Here is a 21,560-nt window from a genome sequence, read left to right as displayed (position 1 = left end):
TAAAAATAAAACAGCCCGCTCGAAGGCGGGCTGCTTTCCGTGATGCCGGGCCGTGCAACGGCCACGCAATCAGAGCATATGCGCCAGGAATTCCCGGCTACGCGCATGCTGCGGGGCGCGGAAGAAGTCCGCGGACGGCGCTTCCTCGACGATGCGGCCTTCGTCCATGAAAATGACGCGGTGCGCCACTTCGCGGGCGAAGCCCATTTCGTGCGTGACGACCAGCATGGTCATGCGCTCGTCGGCCAACTGCTTCATCGTGCGCAGCACCTCGCCCGTCAGTTCAGGGTCCAGCGCGGACGTGGGTTCGTCGAACAACATGATGTCCGGCTCCATCGCCAGCGCACGGGCGATCGCCACGCGCTGCTTCTGGCCGCCCGACAGGCGCGTGGGGTAGTTGTCGCGCTTGTTGAGCAGGCCCACCTTGCGCAGCAGCTCTTCCGCTTTCGGGATGATCTGGGCCTTGGACATGCCCTTGACCGTCAACGGCGCTTCGATGATGTTCTGCAGCACCGTCATGTGCGGGAACAGGTTGAACGACTGGAACACCATGCCCATCTTGCGGCAGATGCGGCGCACGTCGGCGTCGCTGGCGTACTGGCTGCGACCGCCCTCGACGGCGCGGGCCATGGTCTCGCCTTCGATGTCGATGCTGCCTTCGTCGATGGTCTCCAGATGGTTCAGGCAGCGCAGGAACGTGCTCTTGCCCGACCCCGACGGACCAATCACCGCCACGACCTCGCCCTGGCCCAGGGTCAGCGACACCTGGTCCAGCACGCGGTTGGTACCGAACGACTTGATGATGCCGCGGGCCTGGATCATGACGGGACGCGCGGCCGCGTCGGCGCCGGACGTCGGATCACTGATCATATTTGGCATAGCGCTTTTCCATGTGCTGGAAGAACCACGTCAACACCAGCGTCATGAGGAGATAGAAGGCGGCGGCGACCAGGAACGGCGTGGTCGTGAAGTCGCGCTGCACGATGCCGCGCGCCGTCCGCAGGATGTCGTTCAATGCCAGCACGTAGATCAGCGACGTATCCTTCACCAGCGTGATGGTCTCGTTGCTCATCGGCGGCAGCACGCGCTGCACCATCTGCGGCAGCACGATGCGGCGCAGCGTCTGCAGATAGGTCATGCCCAGCACCTTGCTGCCTTCGTACTGGCCGCGGTCCACCGACTGGATACCGGCGCGGAAGATCTCGGCGAAATACGCCGCGTAGTTCAGCGCGAACGCCACCACGGCCGCCGGGAAATCCGGCAAGCGCACGCCCACGACAGGCACGAACGGCAGCGCGAAATAGATGAACAGCATCTGCAGCATCAGCGGTGTGCCGCGCATCAGCCAGATGTAGCCATTGACCAGACTGCTTAGCAGCGGCCATTTCGAAATACGCGCCAGCGCCAGCACCAGCCCCAGGGGCACTGCCAGGGCCAAGGTGATGAAAAACAGCGTCAAGGTCACTTTCGCGCCTTCCGCCATGGGCCCCAACAGGGAGAGTACGTAGTCCATTCAGTAAGTCGCGCCGCTTGCCGCTTACTTGATGATGTTGGCGCCGAACCACTGGGTCGCGATGCGGCCGGCGGTGCCGTCCTGCTTCATCGAATCCAGCGTCTTGTCCAGCTTGCCCAGCAGTTCGGTGTCGTCCTTGCGCACGCCCACACCGTAGTCTTCGGTGCCGAAGTTTTCTTCCAGCACCCGGTATTCGCCCGCGCGCTTGCTGATCAGGTAGCGGCCCACCACTTCGTCGACGACGATGGCGTCCAGGCGGCCGGCGGCCAGGTCCATCAGCGCCGTGACGTTGTCGCCGAACTTCTTCACTTCCTTGATCTGGGCGGCAACCGGGTCCTTGGCGATGGCGTCGGTGGCGCTGCTGCCGTCCTGCGCGCCCACGGTCTTGCCCGCCAGATCGGCCTTCGCCTTCACGGGCGAGGCGTTGCCGACGATGATGATCTGGTGGTTGGCCATGTACGGCGCGGTGAAGCTGATGTTCTTCTTGCGCTCTTCGGTGATGGTCAGGCCGTTCCACAGAACGTCGACCCGCTTGCCGTTGAGTTCGGCTTCCTTGGCGCTCCAGTCGATCGGCTTGAATTCCACTTCCAGCCCCAAGCGCTTGCTGGCTTCCTTGGCCATGTCGATATCGAAGCCGACGATCTGGTTGCTCGTGTCACGAAAACCCATGGGCGGGAAATTGTCGTCCAGGCCCACCACGACCTTCTTGACGGCCGCGGGCGCTTGCGCGCCGGCGGTGGGCGCGTTGTCGCTGGGGCCGCAAGCGGTCAGCATCGTGGTTGCGGACACGAGGAAAACAGCAGTCAGTTTTTTCATAGTTATGGGTGCGCCGGGCGCAATAATGAAGAAGCCGGAGGGGCTGGGCATTCAGCCGAGAGCCGACATTTTAGCGTCACTGCGGAACCTGCCCATGGAAGGCCGCCCTGCCCCCGGCCGCCTGGCCTCCATGCGCGGCGAATCGCCCGCTACAGGGCGGGATGGAAGCGTTCGAGCAAGCGCAGGAACAGTTCGACGGCACGCGTGCCCGGCCGCGACACCTCGGTAATGGCGCTGATGGTGTTTTCATAGACGGGCCCGTCCGGCAACGGCGTCAAGGCATGCCGCCGAGACACCGAATCGGCATAGTGCTGGGGCAGCATCCCCAGGTAATGGCCGGACGACACCAGCATGGCGATGGCCTCCAAACCCGTGGCCTCCGGGCCGCGCGCGAACCCATATTCGCCCAGCGCATCGTGGACGAACGGGTGCGAGCGATACACCAGCGGCAGGTCGCGGGCGCGGTCCAGGCTGCCACGCGCCACGAACAGGCGATGCCGTTCCACGAACAGGCGCTGATAGTGGAAGCCGCTTTCGCGGCGATACATGCCCCGTACCGCGATCTGCACGCGCCGCTCGCGCAGCGCCTGATCCAGATCGTTGAAGGTCATCACCGTCATTTCCACTTTCACGTCGGGCGCCGCCTCGCGCATGGCGGCCAGCGCCAGGGGAATCTGGCAGTCGGCGTCGGTGATGACGTGTTCGACCATGCCGATGGACAACGTGCCTGACAGCACGCCCCGCACCGCATCGATCTCGGGGCGGATGCGCGCCAGCGATTTCAACGCGTCGCGGGCCAGTTCCAGCGCCACCTTTCCCGCCTGGGTCAGCTCGAAGCCCGACGGCCCGCGGTCGCACAGGCGCACGCCCAGCGTTTCCTCGACCTCGCGCACATGGCGGCTGATCGAGGCTTTGGACATATTCAGCTGCTTTTCCGCCGCGGCGAAACCGTTGGCCTGGGCCACGGCGCAGAAGATGCGCAGGGAGCGCAGGTCGCGCTCGGTGAACTCCGGACGGGCCAAGGTCGTTCCGTTTTGAAAGGTATTGAATTTTGAAACCATACCACTAAAAAAATCATTTTTCATGACCGATTCGGGGGAATACAGTTTCCCGAACCGCTGGCGCCAGGGAGCGCAGATTCCCGCGGCGGCCCGATCCGGGTCCGCCAGCCCGGCGGACGGAACATCACGATATTTCAAGGGAAAAATCATGCAGAACCTGTCCAGAAGGCGCTTTGTCACGACCACCCTCGCCGCCGGTGCCGTATTGGCCCTGCCCGCGCTGTCATTTGCCGAGGGCGGCTCGCTGGCCGATATCAAGAAGCGCGGCCGCCTCACCGTGGGCACCGAGGCGGCGTACGAGCCGTTCGAGTTCGTGGAAAACGGCAAGGTCGTGGGCTACGGCCATGATGTGCTGCAACTGATGGCTGCCAAACTGGGCGTGCAGCTGGAACAGATGAACCTGCCCTTCCAGGGCCTGCTGCCGGGCCTGATGTCGCGCAAGTTCGACCTGGTGGCCACCAGCGTGGGCATCACCCCCGAGCGCGCCAAGCGCTTTGCCTTCACCCAGCCGGTGGGCGTGGTGCGGTCCGTGCTGATGGTGCGGGCGGATGACGCGTCGATCAAGCAGGACAAGGACATCGCGGGCAAGATCATCGGCACGCAGATGGGATCGTCGTCGCAGCCGGTCGCCGAGGAATTCGAAAAGCGCCTGAAGGAGTCCGGCGCCAAGGGCTATGCCGACACCAAACTGTTCCAGGCCTACCCGGACGTCTCCAACGCGCTGGCCAACAAGACGGTGGACGTGGCGCTGATGCCTTCGAACATCGCCGCCGTGCAGATGCGCAAACAGCCCGGCGCGTTCCGCATCGCCGGCGAGATCGGGCAAGCCAAGCTGCTGGCCTGGGTCGCCAATCCGCAAGACCTTGAGATCCGCCAGTTCGTCAACGACACGTTCGATGAGCTGCGCGCATCCAGCCAGTTGCTGGAACTACAGAAGAAGTGGTTCGGCGCGCCCATGGACATCCCGCGCGCCAACTACCTGCCCGCCGGCGCGATCTGAGCCCGCCGCCATGCTGGACTGGTTGAATCAAAACGGCGCGCTGGCGCCGTTCCTGCACGGCGTTGTCTCGGGCACGGCCATCACGCTTGCGGCATCGGCGGCGGCCTTTGCCATCGGTATCGTGCTGGGCGTGGCCCTGCTGCTGGCACGGATGTCGCCGTATGCCCCGTTGCGCGGCGTCGTCATGCTGTGGGTCAGCGCCATCCGCGGCACGCCCGCGCTGATCCACATGCTGATCGCCTACTACGTGGTGCCGCCGCTGCTGGGCATTTCCGTATCGCCCATCGCCGCGGGCATCGGGGCGTTGGCGTGCAACACCAGCGCCTACATCGTCGAGATCCTGCGCGGCGCGCTGGGCACGCTGTCGGGCGGACAGGTGGCCGCCGCCCGTGCCCTGGGGCTGCGGCGCCGGCAGATATGGCGCCATGTGCTGCTGCCCCAGGTGTTCTACCGGGCGATCCCGCCGCTGACCAGCGAGCTGACCATCCTGCTGAAAGCGTCGTCGCTGATGTCCATCATCGCCGTGCCCGAATTGGCCACGGTCGCGCGCAACGCCACGCTGCAAAGCGATCTGCCCCTGCAGGTGTTCACGGTGACGGCGGTGGTCTATTTCATCATTCTGTTCTGCCTGTCGGCCGTTTCCAGGCTGTGCGAACGCCGCGTGTCGAGGATGCTGCCCCATGCCCATTGATCTTTCCATCGTCGGGGAATCCATCCCCGTGTTGCTCAAGGGCCTGCGGATCACGGCGTTGGTCAGCTTGATCGGTATCCCGCTGGGCATGCTGATCGGCACGCTGGCCGCCTACGCGGCGCAGTCGCGCACGCCCTTGCGCCCGCTGGCGCTGGGCTACGTGGAGCTGGTGCGCAACATCCCGTACCTGATCCTCGTCTACCTGTCGTTCTTCGGCCTGCCCAAGCTGGGCGTGCCGGCCTCCGCGATGACGGTGGCCATCGGTTGCACGGCGTTCTACACCGGCGGCTATTTCTGCGAAATCCTGCGCGCCGCCCTACAGAGCGTGCCGCGCGGGCAGACCAGCGCGTCGCTATCGCTGGGCATGACGTACTGGCAGACGCAGCGCCACATCGTCGTGCCTCAATTGTTCGGCTACCTGATTCCGCCCGCCACCAGCCTGGTCATCATGATGTTCAAGGACTCGGCGATTTTCTCGGTGATGAGCCTGCCCGAAATGACCTACCAGAGCAATCTGCTGACGGCCAACACCTTCGCGTATCTGGAGGTGCTGGGCGCCACCGCGCTGATCTATTGGCTGTGCAGCGTGCTGATGGCCGGCATTGGCCGCCGGTTGGAAGCCGCGGCGCGTCGCGCAGCTGCGCCGAAGGCCCAGGCCTGATCCCCCTTAACCGTCCTTTGAAGGAACCCCCGACATGACCCCCTACACCGTCCCTCCCCGCACCGGCCACCCGACCCTGCTGTATTCCACGCTGGCGCTGGACCTGGACCACCTGCAGGCGGATATCGCGGTGCTGGGCATGCCCTACGGCTCGCCCTATTCCGCCGCCGATTTCAGCAATGACCAGACGAACGCGCCCACCGCCATCCGCCAGGCGACCGACCGCGTCGTGCGCCGGCCCGGACACTATGACTTCGACATCGACGGCCCGCTGCTGCAAGGCCGCGACGACATCCGTTTCGTCGACTGCGGCGACATCATCCCCGACCTGTCCAAGCCGCGCGGCGAACATTACGAGCGCGCCGAAGCCGCCGTGCGCCGCATTGCCGCCGCCGGCGCCGTGCCCATCGTGCTGGGCGGCGACCACGGCATCACCACCCCCATCCTGCGCGGCCTGGACCAGAAAGGCCCCATCACGCTGGTGCACATCGACGCCCACCTGGACTGGCGCGACGACGTCAACGGCGTGCGCGACGGCTTGTCCAGCCCCATCCGCCGCGCATCCGAAATGGCCCACGTGGACCGCATCATCCAGATCGGCCTGCGTGCCCAGGGCAGCGGCCGGCCGGAAGAACTGGTGGCGGCCCGCGCCTATGGCGCCGAACTCGTCACGGCCTACGAGCTGCACGACGTGGGCATGGACGCCGTGCTGGACCGCATTCCCGACGGCGGCAATTACTACCTGACCATCGATGCCGACGGCATGGACCCCGCCACCATGCCCGCCGTGGCCGGCCCGGCGCCCGGCGGCGTCACCTTCGTCCAGGCCCGCAAACTGATCCATGGCCTGGTGCGCAAGGGCCGCGTGGTGGGCATGGACATCGTCGAGATCCAACCAGAGAAAGACCTGAACCAGATCTCCTGCATCACCGCAGGCCGCCTGATCCTGAACCTGATCGGCGCCTCGATCCGCGCGGGGCATTACGACAAATGAACACGTCCGCACCCATCATCGACATCCGCGGAGTGGACAAATACTACGGCAGCCACCACGTGCTCAAGCAGTGCTCCACCCGCGTTTCCAAGGGCGAGATCGTGGTGGTGTGCGGCCCGTCCGGTTCCGGCAAGTCCACCCTGATCAAGACCGTCAACGCGCTGGAACCCATTCAGAACGGCGACATCCTGATCGACGGCGATTCGGTCACCGCGTCCCGCGACCTGCCCACGCTGCGGACCAAGGTCGGCATGGTGTTCCAGCACTTCGAGCTGTTCCCGCACCTGGACATCACGCGCAACCTGACGCTGGCCCAGCAGATCGTGCTGGGGCGCGACATCGACACTGCCCGCGCCAAGGCCGCCGCGTTGCTGGCGCGCGTGGGCCTGTCGGCCCATGCCCACAAGCATCCCGGCCAGTTGTCCGGCGGGCAGCAGCAGCGCGTGGCCATCGCGCGGGCGCTATCCATGGACCCGATGGCCATGCTGTTCGACGAGCCCACGTCGGCGTTGGACCCCGAGATGGTCAACGAAGTGCTGGACGTGATGGTGGAACTGGCCGAAGAAGGCATGACGATGATGGTGGTGACGCACGAGATGGGCTTTGCCCGGCGCGTGGCCAACCGCGTGGTCTTCATGGAAGACGGCGCCATCATCGAGGACAGCCCCACCGATCGTTTCTTCCGCGACGCCGCCAGTCCGCAGGCGCAGCGGTTCCTTTCCAAGATTCTTCCCCACTGACCCCGCGCGGCGCCCCGCGCGCCCGCCTTACGACAAGACACCCATCATGGCGCACACCCGCATCCGCAAATTCAATACCCGCGACACTTACCCCGAACAACAACTGGACAACGATCTATGCCAAGCCGTGGTGGCCGGCAACCTCGTGTTCCTGCGAGGACAGATCGGCCAGGACCTGGATTCCCGCGAATCGGTCGGCGTGGGCGACGTGGCCGCGCAGGCCGAAAAAGCCATGGCCAACGTCGCCATGCTGCTTGCGGAATGCGGCAGCGAACTCTCGCACATCTGCAAGCTGACCGTCTATCTTGTCGACGTGCGCTACCGCGAAACCGTCTACCGCGTGGTGGGACGCTGGCTCAAGGGCGTATTTCCGGTGTCCACCGGCATCGTCGTGTCGGCGCTGGCCCGGCCGGAATGGCTGGTCGAGATCGACGTCACCGCAGTCATTCCCGGCTGAAAGGACGGCTGGACGCCGGGGGCGGAAATCCTGCCTTGCGACGCGGCATGATAGGCTTTCCCGTTAACTCGGGAAGGCAGCATGCAACTGAAGATCAATGACCGCGACGCACCCTCCATCCATCTGGCCGGAGCGAGCGCATGATGCCCGCCCTGCGCCTGGGCCCGCTCGTCATCCCCGCTGACTTCGCCCTGCTGATCGCGGCCGCCGCCGCGGGCCTGCTTGCGGCGCGCCTCTTGAACCGCCAGCGCGATCTGGCCGCCGACCTGGGCACCGCCTTGTGGCGGGCGCTGTTGATCGGCTTGCTGGTGGCCCGGCTGAGTTTCGTCTGGCAGTACCGCGAGCACTACCTGCCCGACCCGATCAGGGTGCTGGACCTGCGCGATGGCGGCTGGCATGGATGGGCGGGCCTGGCCGCCGCCTGGGCCTACACCCTGTTCGCCGCGCTGCGGCGGCATGCCCCGCGTGCCGCGCTGGTAGGCGCGCTGGCGCTGGCAAGCGCCGTCTGGGTGGGCGGCGGACGCTGGCTGGCGCCCACGCCGCAAGCGCAACCCGAACTGGCCGCCTTGGCCGTGCAGCGCATCGACGGCGCGCCCGCCGCGCTGTCCACCTTCCACGGCAAACCCACGGTCATCAATCTATGGGCCAGTTGGTGCCCGCCGTGCCGGCGCGAAATGCCGGCTTTCGCGAAAGCGCAGGCGGCCAATCCCGACGTCAATTTCGTGTTCCTGAATCAGGGCGAGGCGCCGCCCGACGTGGCGAAATTCCTGGAGCAGCATGCGCCCTCCCTGCGCAACGTGCTGCTGGATCCGGCAGGCGATGCCTCGCGCAATTTCAGCAACCGCGGCTTGCCTGCCACGCTGTTCCTGGACGCGCAGGGTCGTCTGGTCGACTTGCGCGTGGGCGAGCTGTCCACGGCGTCGCTCGCGCAGCGCCTGGAAGCCATTCAGAAAGCGGACGGCGGCTGACGCCGCCTCAGTGCGGCGTTGCGCGTGCCCAGGGCAACGCCCGCCCCTGCATCGTCCGCGCAAAGAGATGCAGGCGCTGGCCGGCATGGGAGGGCGGCGCGTCCAGCCGCACCACCATCTGGGGGCCGTCAGGCAAGGCGCGCACGGTGGCGATAACGGCGGACGCCGCGTCGCCCGGCCTGGCAGGCATCTCGGTCCACGCCAGCAATTCGGCAGCTTGCACCGCGATTTCTCGCGCCTGGTTCTGATCCTGTCCGCAGGCCGGGCACCACAAGCGCGCGGGATACACGCGATGACCGCATGCCTGGCATTCAAAGACGTTCACGCTCATGCTTCCTCCGCTGCAAGCACCGCGGCATTGGCACACATGCCGTAGCGCAGCTGCACCATGCCGTAGCCGGTGACGACGCCATGCCGCAAGCTGCGCGGCCCGCGCAATTGGCGCCCGCCAGCCTGACCCAGCAACTGCCGCGATACCTCGACCAGACCGTGCATGCCGCCCGCCGTGCCCGCCTGCCCCGCAGACAGCTGGCCCCCCGCCGTATTGACGGGCAAGGAACGCGTGGCAATGCGCCGGGCGACAAACCCCGGCAGGTCATCCGCGTCGGCAAACCCCAGATCGCACAATTGCGCCAGCGCCATGGCGGGATAGTCGTCGTATACGCTGACGACGTCCATGTCTTCCGGCCCCACGCCCGCACGGCGCCACAGCGCCGGCGCGAACTCGGCGATGCCGGTTTGCAGACCATCCCCTTCCTGCTGATCGGCGTTATAGCGCCCATCGCTGGCGATCAACCGCACGCTGATGCCTTGCGGCCGAGCGCGCAGCACCAGCGCGCTGGCCCCGCTGACGACGGGCACGCAATCCAGCCGGCCCAGCGGCGGCGCCACGAGCGGCGCATCCAGGTATTGCGCCAGCGTCAGCGGCTGGCGGTATGCGGCGTTCGGGTTGTCGGCCGCCCACTGCCGTTGCGCCACGCACAGGGCGCCATAGTCTTCGCGGCGCAAACCCGTGCGCGCCATTTGCCGCTGCGTCAGCATGGCGAAAAGCGGGTTCGGCCCTTCGCAGCCCAGCGGGCTCAGATAATCTTGCGCGCTGCGGTTGTAGCCGCGCACCAGCCCCGCGAAATTCGCGCCGGTGAAGTGGTCGCCCGACACCAGCACGATGGTGTCGGCCTGCCCGGCTTCCAACGCCAGCCACGCCTGGCGCAGCAGATTGATGGCGCTGGCGCCGCCCATTTCGTCCTGCATGCACCAGTTCAGGCGCAACCCCAGCCGCCAGGCCAGGTCAATGGCCCGGTCGGGGCGCAGCGTGAACGACGCCACGCCCAATCCGTCCACCTCCGCCGGGGCCAGACCCGCGCTACGCAAGGCGCAGCCGATGGCCTCGGCCATCAGGCCGGCGGTGCTGCACGCGGCATCGGGATGGCGCAGCGACGGCGTTTCGCCCACGCTGACGATGCCGGGACCACGGGCCACGCTCATTCCGCGTCCTCGCGGGGCGGCTCGCGCGTCAGCAGCAAGGTAATCACCGTGATGGCGGCCATGCCCATCAGGAACCACGCCACGGGCGTGGCGGATTCATACTTGCGCAACAGCGCCATCGCGATCAACGGCGACAAGCCGCCCGCGAACACCGAGGCCAGTTCATGCCCCAGCGCCAGGCCGGTGTAGCGGACCTCGGCCGGGAACAGTTCCGCGAAGTACGCGGGCTGCGTGCCGATCATGGCGGCGTGGCAGACCGTGTTGCCCAGGAAGAAGGCCAGGAATATCCAGATCGGTTCCTTCGTCTGCACCAGCCAGAAGAAGGGAAACGCCACCAGCACCAGACCGGCCGAACCGATCAGGTACACCGCGCGGCGCCCGATGCGGTCGGATAAGTGCCCGAACCACACCAACGTGCCCAACTCGATGAACATGGACGCCAGCACGCCGCCCAGCATGACGTCATTGGGGATGCCCAGGAATTTGCCATAGGCCAGCGCAAACGCCAGGAAGATGTATGAACCGCCGTTCTCGGCCACGCGCAACCCCATCGCGGTCAGCACCTGGCGCGGATAGCGGCGGAAGACTTCCACGGCGGGCATGCCGCGCTTGGCCGTTTTCTTGGCCTGCACGAATTCTTCGCTTTCGGGAATGTGCTTGCGGATGTACAGGCCCACGCCGAAGATCAGCACGCTAAGCAGGAACGGCAAGCGCCATCCCCAGCTCATGAACGACTCTTGCGGCAATTGCTGGGCCAGCATGAAGACGGCCGACGACAGCACGAAGCCGCCCGCCACGCCCAGTTGGCTGAACGACGAGAAGTACCCGCGCCGCTTGCCGCCCACCGCCTCGCTGATCAGCAACACGCCGCCGCCCCATTCCCCGCCCGCGGCCGCGCCCTGCAGGATGCGCAGGACCACCATCGCCACCGGCGCCCAGAACCCGACCTGGTCGTATGTTGGCAGCAGGCCGATCAGGAACGTCGCCGCGCCCATCAGCCCCAGCGTCCATTCCAGCGCCAGCTTGCGGCCATAGCGGTCGCCGATGTGGCCAAACACCACGCCGCCCAGGGGCCGCGCCAAAAAGCCCACCGCGAACCCCGCGAACGCGCCCATCGTGCCAAGCAACGGGTCGGTGCCCTTGGGAAAGAAGAGTTCTCCGAACACCAGCGCCGCCGCCGTGCCATAGATGAAAAAGTCGTACCACTCCATCGCGTTGCCCGCGACGGAGGCCATCACCACGCGCCGGGTTCGCTTTCTTTTCGCCTCGTCGCCCGCGGACAACGCCGCCCCTTTGTATGCCATCGTCATTGCCGCCCCTTGGATTTTTGAATGGATCAATGGCGCGAGAAGCGCCGGTTAGCGCTATCGCGCCACGCGATAGCCCGCGGCGTCCCGGTCCCAGGTGTCGCCGGTGATGCCCTCTTCCCGCAAGCGGAACTTGCGGACCTTGCCGTTCTCGGTACGCGGCAAATCGCCCAGCACGCGCAGATAGCGCGGCACGGCGAAATACGGCATGCGGGGCTGGCAGAAATCCAGCAGCGCCGCATGCGTCAATGACTGGCCGGGCTTGTAGACCACCGCCGCCATGACTTCGTCTTCGGCCAGCTCGGAGCGCACCGCATAGACCGCTACGACGGCCACGGCCGGATGCGCCAGCAGCACCTGTTCCACCTCGTAGGACGAGATGTTCTCGCCGCGGCGGCGGATAGCGTCCTTCATGCGGTCCAGGAATCTGAAATAGCCGTCGGCGTCGCGGACCACGCGGTCGCCCGTGTGGAACCACAGGTTGCGCCAGGCTTCGACCGTCTTGTCGTCCATGCCGAAGTAGCCAGTCGCCACCGCGAACGGCGGCCTGGCGCGCAACAGCAGTTCGCCCGCCTCGCCATCCGGCACCGGCGCGTCGTCCTCGTCGGCCACCATCGCATCGAATTCCGGGGCAACGCGGCCCATCGTGCCGGGCCGCTGTTCGGCCAGCGTCCCGCCCAGGGCGAAATTGGTTTCGGTGGACCCGTAGCCCTCCAGCAGCGCAATGCCGGTACGCTCGGTGAAGGCGCCATGGAAGCGCTCAGGCACGCCGGGCGCCAAGGCGATGCGCGTGCGATGCCGGCGCTCTGCCGCCGCGGGTTCATGCGCCAGCAGCATCGGCACCATCGCCCCCAACAGATACGTCACGGTGGCGCCGGTGGCTTCCAGCCGGTCGAAGTAGCGGCTGGCCGAGAAACGCTCGTCGCAAATGATCGAAACGCCCGTCACCAGCGCCTGGAAACAGGCGTTCAACGCGTTGGTGTGAAACAGCGGCAGGCTGGTGTAGAGCACGTCGGCGTCGGAGATTTCCAGATTGCGCGCCGCGATCGCGCCCCACCAATAGAACTGCGCGTGCGGGCAGCACACGCCCTTGGACAGGCCCGATGTGCCCGAGGTGTAGAGGATCGCCAGCATGTCGCCGGGGCGGATGTCGGCGGCCGGCGGCAGCGGCGCGTCGGGCGGCGGCGGCAGCGCACTGGCCGGCGCGGGCAGGCCGGCAAGCGGTGGGGCATCGTCCAGCATCCAGATGGCGCGCAGCGCCAGGCCAGCGAGGGGTTCCGTGGCGGACAATGCCGACAAGGCGGCACAGGACGCCGCGTCCGCCACCAGCAGCACGCATCCGCTATTGGCCAGGATGTGCCGAAGCTGCATGCCGCGCGACGCGGTGTTGATGGGCACCACCACCGCGCCCAGCCAGCCGCAACCCAGCACCACGGACAGGAACTCGTGCCGGTTGCCCGCCATCAGGCCCACGCGGTCGCCACGCCCCACGCCCGCCGATGCCAGGCGCGCGGCCCAGCTTGCGGCGTGGGCCGGCGCATCGCCAAAGCGCAAGACGCCGCCCGGCGCCTGCACCCACACACGATGCCCCAGACGGGCGCCCTGCTCAACCAACAACGACGGCAATGTCAACGCATGCATGCGACGATTTCCCCGGGGGTGCGGCCGTTGCCAAGGCGGCGCGGCTCTGGGAAATTAGTCTAAGAATCAACTATTTATGTGTCAAATTTATGGGTATTATTTATCTTATAAATCAGATTGATATCAAGGGCATGCGTGGACTTCGACTTGAATCTCATGCGGGTTTTCCTGACCGTGCTGCACGAACGCAGCGTCACGCGCGCGGCGCAGCGCCTGAACCTGACGCAGCCTGCCGTCAGCTATGCGCTGGCCCGGCTGCGCGAGCGCTTCGACGACCCCTTGTTCGTGCGCACGGCCACGGGCATGCAGCCCACGCCAATCGCGTTCGCCCTGGCGGGCCCCATCGAACGCGGCATGAACAGCTTTGCCGAAGCGGTCAATCTGCGCCAGCGGTTCGACCCTGCCACCAGCACCCGCCGTTTCCGGCTGTCGATGTCCGACATCGGTGAAATGGTCTTCCTGCCGGTACTGATGGAACGCGTCCATGCCCTGGCCCCGCGCTTGCGGGTCGAAGTGGTCGAGATCGCGCTGGAACAGTTGCCGCAGGCGCTGAAGGACGGCGAGGTCGATCTGGCCATCGGCAACCTGGCGGGCCTGGGCCGCCACACCCGCCACGCCGACCTGTTCAGCGAGCGCTATGCCTGCATGGGCCGGCGCGGCCACCCGGTGTTGTCGGCCGGCCTGACGCGCGGCCAGTTCAAGCGCCTGGACCATATCCTGGTGGCCGCGCGCGGCAGTGCGCATCGCCTGCTGGACGACGTGCTGGGCGAAGCCGGCCTGCACCGTCAGCCCTATTTGACGCTGCCGCACTTCTCCGCCGCCGCCGAGATCGTGCGCCGCACCGACCTGACGGTCACGCTGCCCTACCGAGCCGCCCTCTGGTTCAACCGCGACAACGCCTTCGAGATCCGCGCCCTGCCCATCGCGCTGCCGCCCTTGTGCGTCACGGTGCACTGGCATCCGCGCTTCGAAAGCGATCCCGGCACGATGTGGCTGCGCAATCTGGTCGAAACGACCCTGGCCGACGCGAAACCCGGTTGATATGACCGATATATGCAACAGACTCAGCCGTTGCGGGGGATAGATCCGAACGGATCGTGCAACTAGACTGGCTCCCCTTCCCCCCCTTTTCGTCCGAGAGCCCGCCATGCCCCTTCTTGCTTCCCTGCGCCGCCTGCTACAAACCGCCACGTTCGCCACGCTGATCGCCCCGGTCCACGCCGCGGGCACCAACCTTGCGCTGACCCATTTCAATCCCGGCAACGAGGCCATTTTCCAGGTGTCGTCGGTACTGGTCAGTGGTCAGCGTGAAGCCATCCTGATCGACGCTCAGTTCGGCAAATCGCAAGCCGAAAAAGTCGTCGAGATGGTGCGCGCCAGCGGCAAGAAGCTGACCACCATCTACATCAGCCACGGCGACCCCGACTTTTATTTCGGCCTGGACACCGTGCTGGCGGCCTTCCCCGACGCCCGCGTCGTGGCCACCGAACCGACCGTGCGGCACATCAAGGAAACCGTGGACGGCAAGCTCGCGTTCTGGGGCCCGAAGCTGGGCGCCGACGCGCCTTCCAAGGCCGTCATCCCGCAGGTGCTGCCCGGCCGCACGCTGACGCTCGAAGGCAAGACGCTGGAGATCACCGGACTCGACGGCCCGCAACCGGACCGCAGTTTCGTATGGATCCCGTCGCTCAAGGCCGTGGTGGGTGGCGTGGTGGTGTTCGGCAACCTGCACGTCTGGATGGCCGACACGCAAACGCCGCAATCGCACCAGGACTGGCTGGCCACACTGGCCCGCATTGAAAAGCTGGCCCCCGTTACCGTCATACCCGGCCACTATGCGCCGGGCGCCCCGCTGAACCTGGAATCGGTCCGCTACACGCAAGGCTATATCCGCGCCTTCGACCAGCAAACCGCCAAGGCCGCCGACGGCGCCGCGCTGATCGCCGCGATGAAGGCGCAATATCCCCAGTCCGGCGCGGCCGCATCGCTGGACATCAGCGCCAAGGTCGCCAAGGGCGAAATGAAATGGTGATACGCCGCGCCCGAGGCGATGGAAGCCCGTCCTTTTACGCCTGACGCGAGGGTTCCCACTTTGCGCACGACGCCTGCCCTCGGCAGGCGTTTTTCAATTCGGCGGCGTCATGAACGCGGTCCGCCTGCCGCAGGACAAGACTATGCGGCCAGCATCAGGTCCAGGTTCTGCACTGCCGCGCCGGACGCACCCTTGCCCAGGTTGTCGAACACCGCGGTCAGCAGCACCTGGCCGTGCGCCTCGTTACCGTAGACGGCCAGGCGCAAGTCGTTGGTGCCATTGAGCGCCTGCGGATCCAGATGGGTGTGGCCCTGGGCTTCCTGGTTGTCCACGACCTGCACGTGCGACGTGCCGGCGTAGTGCCGTTGCAGGCAATCATGCAGCCGCTGGCGCGTGACGCCTGCCGGCAACAGGCGCAAATGCAGCGCAATCGTCAGCACGATGCCTTGGCGGAACGCCCCGTACGCCGGCACGAACACGGGCCGTTGCGTCAGCCCGGCGTGCGCCTCGATCTCCGGCGTGTGCTTGTGCGCCAGGCCCAGCCCGTACAGCTGGAAGGCCGGACCTTTCGCGCCGTCCGGTCCTTCATAAGCCTCCACGCTGGCGCGGCCGCCGCCCGAATAGCCCGATACCGCATGCACCACGGCCGGGTAGTCGGCCGGCACCAGGCCGGCGTGGATCAACGGGCGCAGCAAGGCAATGGCCCCGGTCGGATAGCACCCCGGGTTGGTGACGCGCTTGGCCTGGGCGATCTTGTCCGCTTGCGCGGCGTCCATTTCCGGAAAACCATACACCCAGCCCGGCGTCGTGCGATGCGCCGAACTGGCGTCAATCACGCGCACCGAGGGGTTGACGACGGAGGCTGCCGCCTGGCGCGCCGCCTCGTCGGGCAGGCACAGGATGGCTACGTCGCTGGCGTTGATCGCTTCGGCGCGGCGCTGCGGGTCCTTGCGTTCGGCCTCGGGCAGCGTCAGCAGGCGCAGATCGGTCCGGCCGTGCAACCGTTCATGAATCTGCAGGCCTGTCGTGCCTTGGTCGCCGTCGATGAAAACAAGAGGATGGGTCATGGCGTGCTCCGTCCCGTTCGGGAGGTGAGGATGGGGGGTGACAAGTCGGTATCATCGGGCGGAGCCAAACATAAGAAAAGTCGAATATCATGACCATCAACTTCATGTTTACTGAACGATAAGCCGATGCGCGAAATCAGCCTGGACCGCTTGCGCACCCTGGTGGCCATTGCCGACCTGGGCTCTTTCGCGGACGCCGCCCGCGCGCTGCATCTGGCGCCCCCCACCGTCAGCCTGCACGTGGCCGACCTGGAGGCACGCATCGGCGCCCCGCTGCTGACCCGCAAGCGGGGCCAGGTGCGGCCCACCTCCATCGGCGACACGCTGCTGGAACGCGCGCGCCGCCTGTTGGCCGAGGCCGACCAGGCCCTGGACGACGTGCAGCGGCAGGTGCAGGGGCTAGCCGGCCGCGTGCGGCTGGGCGCGTCCACTGGCGCCATCGCCCATCTGCTGCCCCAGGCGCTGGAGTCGCTGGGCCGCCATCACCCCGGCATCGACGTGCAAGTGGCGGTGCTGACCTCCCAGGAAACGTTGCAGCGGCTGCATGACGGCACGCTGGACGTGGGGCTGGTGGCGCTGCCGCAACCGCCCCTGGACGGCCTGGTGCTCAAGCCCTGGCGCCGCGACCCGGTCATGGCTTTCCTGCCCGCCAGTTGGCCCGCGCCGGCGCGCGTCACGCCGGCCTGGCTGGCGGACCGCCCGTTGATCCTGAACGACGCCACGACACGGCTGTCGCGCCAGACCGGCGAATGGTTCGCCGGCGCCGGCCTGAACCCGCGTGCCCGCATCCAGTTGAACTACAACGACGCGATCAAGAGCCTGGTGGCCGCCGGCTACGGGGCCACGCTGCTGCCGCACGAGGCCACCGCGCCGCAACCCGATCCGCGCATCGTGATGCGCCCGCTGCGGCCCGCGCTATGGCGCCCGCTGGGCATCGCGCACCGTGCGGAAAAGGTGGAACAGGCGACCCGCCACGTGCTGGACGTGCTGTGGGAGCTACGGGCGGCAAGCGGCGGCGGATAACGCCAACGCCGTCACGAGGCGCGGCGGATATATGCCATGCGCTGGCTTTCGTCGCGCAGCCGGCGCGCGCGCCTGCGCCAGCGTGCGTAGATACGGAAATTCAAGAAAACAACACGAAGAAAGCGCCTGGGCTTGCGCCAGATCATTTATATCGTATCAAGACATATATTAGAATCGGCGAGTGAAAATCTCTCCGTCCCCCACTCCGCTGTCGCCCGCTGATTACGAACTGCTGGCCGACTTCCGCTACGCGTTGCGCACGTTCGCGGCCTTCAGTGAAGGCGCCGCCGCGGAAGTGGCATTGACCCCGCAGCAGCACCAGACCTTGCTGGCCATCAAGGGCACCCGCAAAAGCCCGTCTGGCCGGCGCGGCCTGTACGTGGGCGAAATTGCGGACCGCCTGTTGATCCGCCCGCACACGGCGGCTGAACTGGTCGGCCGCCTGGCCCGCCAGGATCTCGTCAGCCGCGAGACCGATCCTGAAGACGGCCGGCGCGTTGAAGTCGTGCTGACCCCCAAAGCCGAACGCGTGCTGGAAAGCCTGTCCGCCTCGCATCTGGAAGAACTGCGCGCCATGCGGCCCTTGCTGGCGCGCTTGCTGACTCGCATCGGCGACGACCCCGCCTGAATCCCCCCGCCCACAACTCGCGGCGCGCCACCGCCGCGTGATAAATTGTCGTCCCCCGACATATTTAAGGCATGCAAGGAGATCGTTTTGGGTGTGGCAATCAAGCGCTGGCTGAGCGCGTTCGCGCCGGCGCCTGTCGGCGTCAACCGGCGCGAGAAGCTGTATGGCGCCGTGGGCGCGCTTGTCGGGCTGTTCTGCACGGAATGGGTGGGCCGCCACGCGCTGGGCAGCGCCAACCCGTGGTTCATTGCCCCGATGGGCGCATCCGCCGTGCTGCTGTTCGCCGCGCCCGCCAGCCCGCTGGCCCAACCGTGGTCCATCCTGGCGGGCAATCTGGTGTCCGCCCTGATCGGCGTGTCCTGCGCGCAGATGATTCCGGTGCCGGGCGTGGCTGCCGCCGTCGCGGTGGCACTGGCCATCGGCGCCATGTTCAGCTTGCGGTGCCTGCATCCGCCCAGCGGCGCCGTCGCGTTGACCGCGGTGTTGGGCGGCCCCTCCGTCGCCAGCCTGGGCTACGGCTTCGCGCTGTGGCCGGTGGGATTGAATTCCCTGATCCTGTTGTGCATCGCCGTGGCGTTCAATGGCGCGCTCAAGCGCAACTACCCCCGCCGCCACGCCGATCCGGCCCCCGGCCACCACACCCGCGACGCCGTCCCCAGCGCCAGGCTGGGCTTCAGCCGCGCCGATCTGGACGACGCCCTGTCCCAACGCGGCGAACTGCTGGACATCAGCAAGGAAGACCTGGAAGACATCGTGCTGGCCGCCGAGCTGCGCGCCAGCGTGCGCCGCTTCGGCGACGTCTCTTGTGCCGACATCATGTCGCGCGATGTCGTCACCGTGCAGGAGCAAGATCCGCTGGACTACGCGATCCGCCTGTTCGACAAACACCGGCTGCAGGCGCTGCCGGTGCTGGATCCTGCCGGCCGCTATGCCGGCATGCTTGCGCAGGGCGACGTGCTGGCGCGCAAGAGCCGGCTCGTGACCGCCACCGTCGATGGCGTTCCGACCTTCGACCTGCGGGTGGCGGACTGCATGCGCAGCGAAGTGCCTTTCGCCACGCCCGGATTGCCCGTGATCGAACTGGCGCGCCCCATGTCCGACAGCCTGCACTGCGTGCCGGTGCTGGACGCGTCGCGCACCTTGCAAGGGCTGATCACCCAGTCCGATCTGGTGGCGGCGCTGTACCAGATGGCGGTATCCGCCAGCTCGCAGGCGGCTGCGGGCACGGACCCGGGCAAGCGCGTCGCCTGATCCCTCCGTAGCCCTACGGATTCCTGTCCGCGCTGGCCGCAGGGCATAATTTCACGCGTGAACCTCTTATCGCGCACGCGCGCCCTCTTCTGCTGGCTGTTCCTGTTCTGCCTGGGCGCCATCTGGATCGCCCGCCAGGAATACGTCGACCAGTACGACCGCTTCTTCCAAAGCTCCAGCATCGCCCAACGCATGCTGAGCCAAAAAACGGTGCAGCACGAAGCCGTGTTGGCCACGTTGGCGGCCTTGTCGCATCCGCCCTTGCCCGAGCGCCTGTACCCCAGCCTGCAGCCCGCCTTGCCGCAATTGCTGGGCCTGGGCTATCTGGCCGACGGCGCCTGGTCCGGCAGCACGGCCGCGCCCCCCGGCTGGGCCGCGGCGCGGGAACGCGCACGCCAATCCGGGCGGCCCGTCACCTTGCCGGTGGACATCGCGCAGTACTGGTTGATCGCGCCGTCCAGTTGGAGCCTGCTGCTGGACGCCCGCCAACTGGTGCCCGCCGCCGATTTCCCGCCTGGCCTGTCCAACCTGAGCCTGACGGTGGACCGCATTCCCTTGCCGTTGCTGGACAAGCAGCCGGCTGACGCGTTCGGATTGACGATACGTCTGCAGAAACCGCTGGGCGCGGCCAGCCAGCCGTTCCAGATGCGCAGCACCCGCACACTGACGCCCGGCTACTGGCCTTGGCTGGCCTGGCTGGCGTGGGCCGTGGCCAGCGGGCTGCTCGTGGCCGGCGCGGCGGCGTGGCAACGCTCGCGCGCCGACGCGCGCCGGCAGCAGGAACAGGCGCGGCTGGCGGCCATGGCCCGATTGAGCACGCTGGGCGAAATGGCCGCGGGCATCGCCCATGAACTGAACCAACCCCTGACGGCCATCCTGGCGCATACGCGCGCGGCGGGACGCCTGCTGGACGACGACGACGAACGGCCCGCCGTGCGCCATGCCCTGCTGGCCAGTTCAGAACAAGCCAAACGCGCCGCCGACATCATCAGCCGCATGCGCGCCCTGGTGCAGCCCAGTTCGCCCGCGCGGCGCGAAGCGCTGGATCCGGACGCGCTGGTGGCGTCCTTGCGCTTCCTGCGCGAACCGGACCTGGCCCGGCAAGGCATCCGCCTCGGGTGGCACAACGCCAGCCCCGGCGCGCGGCCGCTGGGCGACCGCGTGGCGCTGGAGCAAATCCTGCACAATCTGGTCCAGAACGCCGCCGATGCGCTGGCGGATACCGACGGCCCACGCCACATCCAGATCGAAGGCCGCGCCGAAGGCGACGAATACCTGTTCATCGTCAGCGATACCGGGGCGGGCATCGCCGCCGAAGCGCTGCCGCGGCTGTTCGCGCCGTTCTACACCACGCGGCCGCAGGGCATGGGCTTGGGCCTGGCGCTGTGCGACACGCTGGCCGGCTCCATGGACGGCCGCATCGCCGCCCGCAACCTCCACCCTTGCGGCGCCTGCTTCACCGTCAGCCTGCCGCGTTCAGGAGCCTCCCCATGACCGCCACAGACGCGCGCACCCTGGCGCTTTCGCCGCAGGTCTATCTGGTCGACGACGACGACGCCGTGCGGGACGGGCTGGCGCTGCTGTTGCGCAGCGTCGGCCTGCGCAGCGCCGGTTTCGGCGATCCGTTGGCCTTTTTGGCGCAGTTGGTTCCCAGCGCCATCGGCTGCGTCGTGCTGGATATCCGCATGCCCGGCATCAGCGGACTGGACGTGCTGAGCCGGCTGGCCGAACAATCCGACTTGCCCGTGGTCATGCTGACCGGCCACGCCAACGTCGACCTGTGCCGTCGCGCCTTCAAGGGCGGCGCCATGGAATTCCTGCAAAAGCCCGTGGATGACGACGTGTTCCTGGACGCCGTGCAGGCCGCCGTGCGCACCCACATCGCCAGCCGCGAGCGCCTGGCCGTGACGCAAGCCGCCGCCGAACGGCTGGCGCGGCTGTCGGGGCGCGAACACGAGGTGCTGGAACGCGTCGTGCAAGGCATGAGCAACAAAGAGATCGCGCGCGAGTTCGACTTGTCGCCGCGCACGGTGGAAACCTACCGCGCCAACGTCTTCGCCAAGCTGGAAGCCGATTCGCTGGCGCAACTGATCCGCCAGTACGCCACGTTGCTGGACCCCGGTCCTCCGTAGCGCTACGGAGACGCCCGCGTATTCGGGCGTATACCGCCCACCGCGGGTTTTGGCCACACTGACTGCTCCTACCGAATGTTCCCGAAAAGGACG

The 21,560-nt window shown here is 67.1% G+C and carries 23 protein-coding genes; 14 read left to right on the top strand and 9 right to left on the bottom strand.

From position 1 onward, the window contains the following. Nucleotides 1-69: 69 nt before the first annotated feature. The 4 genes from CQ050_RS13330 to CQ050_RS13315 all read right to left on the bottom strand — a co-directional run bounded on the left by CQ050_RS13330 (nucleotide 70) and on the right by CQ050_RS13315 (nucleotide 3,390). Complete coding sequence (locus CQ050_RS13330) at nucleotides 70-822, bottom strand: amino acid ABC transporter ATP-binding protein (RefSeq protein WP_105557354.1); 753 nt, start codon at nucleotides 820-822, stop codon at nucleotides 70-72. Between the two features lie 37 nt (nucleotides 823-859). After that, a complete protein-coding gene (locus tag CQ050_RS13325; protein ID WP_006223039.1) occupies nucleotides 860-1,513 on the bottom strand; it encodes an amino acid ABC transporter permease in 654 nt (217 codons plus the stop codon). 24 nt (nucleotides 1,514-1,537) lie between these two features. Next, nucleotides 1,538-2,329 (bottom strand): amino acid ABC transporter substrate-binding protein, encoded by a 792-nt coding sequence (locus tag CQ050_RS13320; RefSeq protein WP_105557298.1) that lies wholly within the window; start codon nucleotides 2,327-2,329, stop codon nucleotides 1,538-1,540. Between the two features lie 149 nt (nucleotides 2,330-2,478). Beyond that, entirely contained in the window at nucleotides 2,479-3,390 is a 912-nt protein-coding gene (locus tag CQ050_RS13315; RefSeq protein ID WP_105557297.1) for a LysR family transcriptional regulator, read from the bottom strand. A 148-nt stretch (nucleotides 3,391-3,538) separates the two neighbouring features. On the opposite strand from CQ050_RS13315, the gene CQ050_RS13310 reads away from it, so the two are divergent. The 7 genes from CQ050_RS13310 to CQ050_RS13280 all read left to right on the top strand — a co-directional run bounded on the left by CQ050_RS13310 (nucleotide 3,539) and on the right by CQ050_RS13280 (nucleotide 8,901). Beyond that, nucleotides 3,539-4,390: a transporter substrate-binding domain-containing protein gene (locus CQ050_RS13310; RefSeq protein ID WP_105557296.1), complete on the top strand. Its 852-nt coding sequence runs from the start codon at nucleotides 3,539-3,541 to the stop codon at nucleotides 4,388-4,390. A gap of 10 nt (nucleotides 4,391-4,400) precedes the next feature. Further along, nucleotides 4,401-5,081: an amino acid ABC transporter permease gene (locus CQ050_RS13305; RefSeq protein WP_105557295.1), complete on the top strand. Its 681-nt coding sequence runs from the start codon at nucleotides 4,401-4,403 to the stop codon at nucleotides 5,079-5,081. Then, a complete protein-coding gene (locus CQ050_RS13300; RefSeq protein ID WP_105557294.1) occupies nucleotides 5,071-5,742 on the top strand; it encodes an amino acid ABC transporter permease in 672 nt (223 codons plus the stop codon). Before CQ050_RS13305 ends, CQ050_RS13300 begins: the two co-directional genes overlap by 11 nt. A gap of 34 nt (nucleotides 5,743-5,776) precedes the next feature. Next, on the top strand, nucleotides 5,777-6,736 hold the full coding sequence (locus CQ050_RS13295) for an agmatinase (RefSeq protein WP_105557293.1): 960 nt from the start codon (nucleotides 5,777-5,779) through the stop codon (nucleotides 6,734-6,736). A gap of 14 nt (nucleotides 6,737-6,750) precedes the next feature. Continuing rightward, nucleotides 6,751-7,476, top strand: coding sequence for an amino acid ABC transporter ATP-binding protein (locus tag CQ050_RS13290; protein ID WP_146121024.1), 726 nt, complete (start codon nucleotides 6,751-6,753; stop codon nucleotides 7,474-7,476). A 46-nt stretch (nucleotides 7,477-7,522) separates the two neighbouring features. Next, nucleotides 7,523-7,933: a RidA family protein gene (locus CQ050_RS13285; RefSeq protein WP_105557291.1), complete on the top strand. Its 411-nt coding sequence runs from the start codon at nucleotides 7,523-7,525 to the stop codon at nucleotides 7,931-7,933. Nucleotides 7,934-8,073: 140 nt separating this feature from the next. Beyond that, nucleotides 8,074-8,901 carry a TlpA disulfide reductase family protein gene (locus CQ050_RS13280; RefSeq protein ID WP_105557290.1) on the top strand — a complete coding sequence of 276 codons (828 nt, stop codon included), beginning with the start codon at nucleotides 8,074-8,076 and terminating at the stop codon, nucleotides 8,899-8,901. 7 nt (nucleotides 8,902-8,908) lie between these two features. Here the strand turns inward: CQ050_RS13280 and CQ050_RS13275 are convergent, their stop codons facing one another. Genes CQ050_RS13275 through CQ050_RS13260 form a run of 4 tightly spaced genes read right to left on the bottom strand, consistent with a single transcriptional unit; the run spans nucleotide 8,909 to nucleotide 13,334 of the window. Next, a complete protein-coding gene (locus CQ050_RS13275) occupies nucleotides 8,909-9,232 on the bottom strand; it encodes a zinc ribbon domain-containing protein (RefSeq protein ID WP_105557289.1) in 324 nt (107 codons plus the stop codon). Next, nucleotides 9,229-10,386 carry a thiolase family protein gene (locus CQ050_RS13270; protein ID WP_105557288.1) on the bottom strand — a complete coding sequence of 386 codons (1,158 nt, stop codon included), beginning with the start codon at nucleotides 10,384-10,386 and terminating at the stop codon, nucleotides 9,229-9,231. The genes CQ050_RS13275 and CQ050_RS13270 overlap by 4 nt, the downstream gene beginning before the upstream one ends. Beyond that, on the bottom strand, nucleotides 10,383-11,696 hold the full coding sequence (locus tag CQ050_RS13265) for an MFS transporter (RefSeq protein ID WP_105557287.1): 1,314 nt from the start codon (nucleotides 11,694-11,696) through the stop codon (nucleotides 10,383-10,385). The genes CQ050_RS13270 and CQ050_RS13265 overlap by 4 nt, the downstream gene beginning before the upstream one ends. Before the next feature lie 54 nt (nucleotides 11,697-11,750). Next, on the bottom strand, nucleotides 11,751-13,334 hold the full coding sequence (locus CQ050_RS13260; protein WP_105557286.1) for an ATP-dependent acyl-CoA ligase: 1,584 nt from the start codon (nucleotides 13,332-13,334) through the stop codon (nucleotides 11,751-11,753). Between the two features lie 156 nt (nucleotides 13,335-13,490). On the opposite strand from CQ050_RS13260, the gene CQ050_RS13255 reads away from it, so the two are divergent. After that, nucleotides 13,491-14,375 (top strand): LysR family transcriptional regulator, encoded by an 885-nt coding sequence (locus CQ050_RS13255; protein WP_105557285.1) that lies wholly within the window; start codon nucleotides 13,491-13,493, stop codon nucleotides 14,373-14,375. Between the two features lie 106 nt (nucleotides 14,376-14,481). Then, on the top strand, nucleotides 14,482-15,366 hold the full coding sequence (locus CQ050_RS13250) for an MBL fold metallo-hydrolase (protein ID WP_105557284.1): 885 nt from the start codon (nucleotides 14,482-14,484) through the stop codon (nucleotides 15,364-15,366). Between the two features lie 140 nt (nucleotides 15,367-15,506). Here the strand turns inward: CQ050_RS13250 and argC are convergent, their stop codons facing one another. Further along, the gene (gene argC / locus CQ050_RS13245) at nucleotides 15,507-16,433 is read right to left on the bottom strand and encodes an N-acetyl-gamma-glutamyl-phosphate reductase (RefSeq protein ID WP_105557283.1); all 927 of its coding nucleotides are present in this window, start codon (nucleotides 16,431-16,433) and stop codon (nucleotides 15,507-15,509) included. 126 nt (nucleotides 16,434-16,559) lie between these two features. Between argC and CQ050_RS13240 the strand changes: the two genes are divergently transcribed. The 5 genes from CQ050_RS13240 (at nucleotide 16,560) to CQ050_RS13220 (ending at nucleotide 21,467) form a co-directional block, all read left to right on the top strand. Continuing rightward, complete coding sequence (locus CQ050_RS13240) at nucleotides 16,560-17,456, top strand: LysR family transcriptional regulator (protein ID WP_105557282.1); 897 nt, start codon at nucleotides 16,560-16,562, stop codon at nucleotides 17,454-17,456. Nucleotides 17,457-17,637: 181 nt separating this feature from the next. Then, on the top strand, nucleotides 17,638-18,084 hold the full coding sequence (locus tag CQ050_RS13235; protein WP_105557281.1) for a MarR family winged helix-turn-helix transcriptional regulator: 447 nt from the start codon (nucleotides 17,638-17,640) through the stop codon (nucleotides 18,082-18,084). Between the two features lie 87 nt (nucleotides 18,085-18,171). Continuing rightward, nucleotides 18,172-19,335 carry an HPP family protein gene (locus CQ050_RS13230; protein ID WP_105557280.1) on the top strand — a complete coding sequence of 388 codons (1,164 nt, stop codon included), beginning with the start codon at nucleotides 18,172-18,174 and terminating at the stop codon, nucleotides 19,333-19,335. A 57-nt stretch (nucleotides 19,336-19,392) separates the two neighbouring features. Further along, nucleotides 19,393-20,829, top strand: coding sequence for a sensor histidine kinase (locus tag CQ050_RS13225; protein WP_105557279.1), 1,437 nt, complete (start codon nucleotides 19,393-19,395; stop codon nucleotides 20,827-20,829). Next, complete coding sequence (locus CQ050_RS13220) at nucleotides 20,826-21,467, top strand: response regulator transcription factor (RefSeq protein ID WP_105557278.1); 642 nt, start codon at nucleotides 20,826-20,828, stop codon at nucleotides 21,465-21,467. The genes CQ050_RS13225 and CQ050_RS13220 overlap by 4 nt, the downstream gene beginning before the upstream one ends. Nucleotides 21,468-21,560: the final 93 nt, after the last annotated feature.

Origin of the sequence: Achromobacter sp. MYb9, assembly GCF_002975275.1 — a bacterium.
Lineage (GTDB): Bacteria > Pseudomonadota > Gammaproteobacteria > Burkholderiales > Burkholderiaceae_B > Achromobacter.
Note: the sequence above shows the minus strand (reverse complement) of the source record. Positions and strands in the feature narration are given on the sequence as shown.